Source organism: Acidovorax sp. HMWF018, from assembly GCF_003061035.1.
Classification (GTDB): domain Bacteria; phylum Pseudomonadota; class Gammaproteobacteria; order Burkholderiales; family Burkholderiaceae_C; genus Acidovorax; species Acidovorax delafieldii.
Window position 1 is genome coordinate 1 of the sequence record NZ_QAIM01000192.1, and the last position, 3,171, is coordinate 3,171.

At 68.6% G+C, this 3,171-nt stretch carries 3 protein-coding genes; 2 read left to right on the forward strand and 1 reads right to left on the reverse strand.

Features of this window, described 5'->3' with window-relative positions; translation table 11 throughout:
• Positions 1-13 precede the first annotated feature (13 nt).
• The gene (gene aroE, locus DBR23_RS07135) at positions 14-868 is read left to right on the forward strand and encodes a shikimate dehydrogenase (RefSeq protein ID WP_108497781.1); all 855 of its coding nucleotides are present in this window, start codon (positions 14-16) and stop codon (positions 866-868) included.
• A 17-nt stretch (positions 869-885) separates the two neighbouring features.
• Positions 886-1,620: a monofunctional biosynthetic peptidoglycan transglycosylase gene (gene mtgA / locus DBR23_RS07140; RefSeq protein ID WP_056066393.1), complete on the forward strand. Its 735-nt coding sequence runs from the start codon at positions 886-888 to the stop codon at positions 1,618-1,620.
• Positions 1,621-1,638: 18 nt separating this feature from the next.
• Here mtgA and DBR23_RS07145 read toward each other — a convergent pair.
• Positions 1,639-3,171, reverse strand: a 1,533-nt coding sequence (locus DBR23_RS07145; protein ID WP_369882094.1) for a cytochrome P450, incomplete at its 5' end; no start/stop codon positions are given.

Below are 3,171 nucleotides of genomic sequence, written 5' to 3' on the forward strand. Positions count from 1 at the left end.
GCCCTAGCCACCCATGACATCCCCCGCCTCCCCTGCCGACCTGTACTGCGTGATGGGCAACCCGGTCGCCCACAGCCGCTCGCCTGCCATCCACGCCCGTTTTGCCGAGCTGACCGGTGAACACATTGCCTACGAACGCCGCCTGGTGCCCATGGATGGGTTTGCCCAAGGCGTGCGCGAGTTCGCGGCAGAGGGCGGGCGCGGCTGTAACGTCACCGTGCCCTTCAAGACCGACGCGCCGGGCCTGGCGACCGAGTGCAGCGAACGCGTGCGGCTGGCGGGCGCCGCCAACACGCTCACCTTTCGCGCCGACGGCAGCATCTACGCCGACAACACCGACGGTCTGGGCCTGGTGGCCGACATCACGCACAACGCAGGGGTGTCGCTGGCCGGGCGCGACGTACTGCTGGTGGGTGCCGGTGGCGCGGCCGCAGGTGTGCTGGGCCCGCTGCTGCTGGCAGGCGCCCGCCACATCACCGTGGCCAACCGCACCCTGGCCAAGGCGCAAGCGCTGGTGCAGTCGCACAGCGCACTGGCAGCGCTACAAAAAGCAGAGCTGTCGGCACAAGATCCACTAGCGCTATCGGCCAATTTCGATGTGATCATCAACGCCACGGCCAGCAGCCTCTCTGGCGGCGGTGTGCCGGTCCCCGCCAGCGTGCTGCGCCCGGGCGCTCTGGCCTACGACATGATGTACGGCCCCGCAGCGCAAGGCTTCCTCGACTGGGCGCGCCAGCACGGTGCGGAGCCCCGTGACGGCCTGGGCATGCTGGTGGAACAGGCCGCTGAAGCCTTCTTGCTGTGGCGCGGTGTGCGCCCGCCTTCGGCCCAGGTGCTGCGCGAAATGCAGCAATCCATTGCGGCCTGAGCCCCGAGGACGCCCCGATGAAAGCCGTGCTGCGCTGGCTGGGACTGCTGGTGATCGCCTTCGTGGCGTTGCAGCTGTTCTTCGTGCTGCGCATTGCCGCCATGGTGGCGATCAACCCCCAATCCACCACCTTCCAGCGCTCTGAAGCCTGGACGCTGTTGGCCAGCAAAGGCCACGTGCCCTGGCGCCAGCAATGGGTGCCGTACGCGGACATCTCCGACCACCTCAAGCGCGCCGTCATCGCCTCGGAAGACGATGGTTTTGTGAACCACGACGGCGTGGACTGGAACGCCATCGAAAAAGCCTGGGAGCGCAACGCCAAGGCCGAAGCCCTGGCCAGCAAGGCGCAGGCCCGTGCCCCCGAGCGCCCGGTGCGTGCGCCCAAGATCCGGGGTGGCTCCACCATCACCCAGCAGCTGGCCAAGAACCTGCTGCTGTCGGGCGAACGCACGCTGCTGCGCAAGGGGCAGGAGTTTGTTCTCACACTGGCGCTGGAGCAGTTGCTCTCCAAGCAGCGCATCCTGGAGATCTACCTCAACAACGTGGAATGGGGCGAAGGCGTGTTCGGCGCCGAGGCGGCCGCGCAGCACTACTTCCGCAAAAGCGCCAGCCGCCTGGGCACTGCCGAAGCCGCGCGCCTGGCCGTGATGCTGCCCGCGCCCAAGCGCTTTGAGAAAACGCCCGGCTCGGCGTATCTGGCAGGACGGACACGCACGATCCTGGGACGCATGGGCGGCGCAGAGCTGCCCTGAAGCCGGCTGTCGGCAGCGTCACCCACGCCGCTGCAGCCATAGCGCGGACGCTCCGTCCGGCCGCAGCGTCACTTGAAACCTGGGGGCCCGCACGGCGCCCCCGACCGGCAGCCGCACCGTGTACCGCTGCAACAGCATGGCCGCCAGCAGCGTCATCTCCAGCATCGCAAAGTGCTGGCCAATGCACACGCGAGGCCCCAGGCCGAACGGAATCCACGCGCCCCGAGGAATGGACGGAGCGCCGTCCAGAAACCGCTCGGGCACAAAACGGTCCGGCTCGGCAAACCAGCGCGCATCGCGGTGCAGCACCCAAGGGGTGATGCGCAGCATGGCGCCCTGGGGCACCGGCACGCCGCCCAGCGTGATGGGCGCGGTGGTGCGGCGGCTCATCAGCGCGGCAATCGGAGGGTACAGGCGCAGCGCCTCTTTGAGCGTGGCGCCCAGCCAGGGCAGCTGGGCCAGATGCTCGGGGCCGGGGGTGCCGCCCTGCAGCACGGCATCGACCTCGGCCTGGGCGCGCTGCGCGGCCTCGGGGTGCTGGGCCATCAGCAGGGTCCACCACAGCAGCGTGGTGGCGCTGGTTTCGTGTCCGGCCTGGAAGCTGACGATGCACTGGTCAAACACCTCTTGCGCAGACAAGGCCTCACCGGTTTCCTCGTCGCGCAGGGCCAGCAGCATCTGCAGCAGGTCCGTGCGCGCAGGGGCATCGGGCGGTGGCACCTCGGCCTGGCGGGCATGGATGTGGCGCCAGACCAAGCCCTTCAACGACCGGATAGCCCGCCGCTTGGCCGCCTTGCCCGGCAGGGGCAGCCAGTCGGGCAGCGTGAAGGGCATGAACATTTCGCGGAAGGCGGCTTCCGACAACGTCTGCGTGGCCCAGGCGGCTTCGCGCGCATCGGCCTGCGCCGAGGTGCTGAACAGCGTGCGCAGGATCACATCCATGGCCACATCGGTCCAGAGCGCATCCACTGCCACCTGGGCGCCGGGCTGGCCCGGGGGCACGGCCGCTTCAAGCGCGCTGCGGGCGGCATCGGTCATCAGTTGTGCGTAGCCTGCCACCCGCTTGGGAGTGAAGGCGGGCATCAGCATGCGGCGCTGGCGCTGCCAGGTGTCGCCTTCGGTCACCAGCACGCTCTGGCCAAACACTTCTTCAAACACCTCCATGCCACGCTCCCAGCGGATGAGCTGGTCGGCATGGGTGACGAGTGCCTCGCGCACGAGGTCGGGGTGCATCAGGTCCCACGCATCTTCATACCCTAAGCGCATGCGGGTGAGGTCGCCATGCTCGCGCTGCAGTTGGGTGACAAAGCCCAGGTAGTCGGCCCGCATGGCGCGCAGCAGCGGCAGGCCCCACCAACGGGTTCGCGGGCCGCGTGGCGTTGCAGGCGTGGGGGGATGAGTGGGAGAAGTAACAGAGGACGTGGTGACTGTGGACGAGTTCATGCCCCACATGCTGCAGCGCAGCGCCGAGTCGGTATTGAACGATTGCGACAGCCCCCGTCGCCTACACTCGCGCCCCATGGCAAGCTTGGCCCCCCTTTCCCCCCGGCA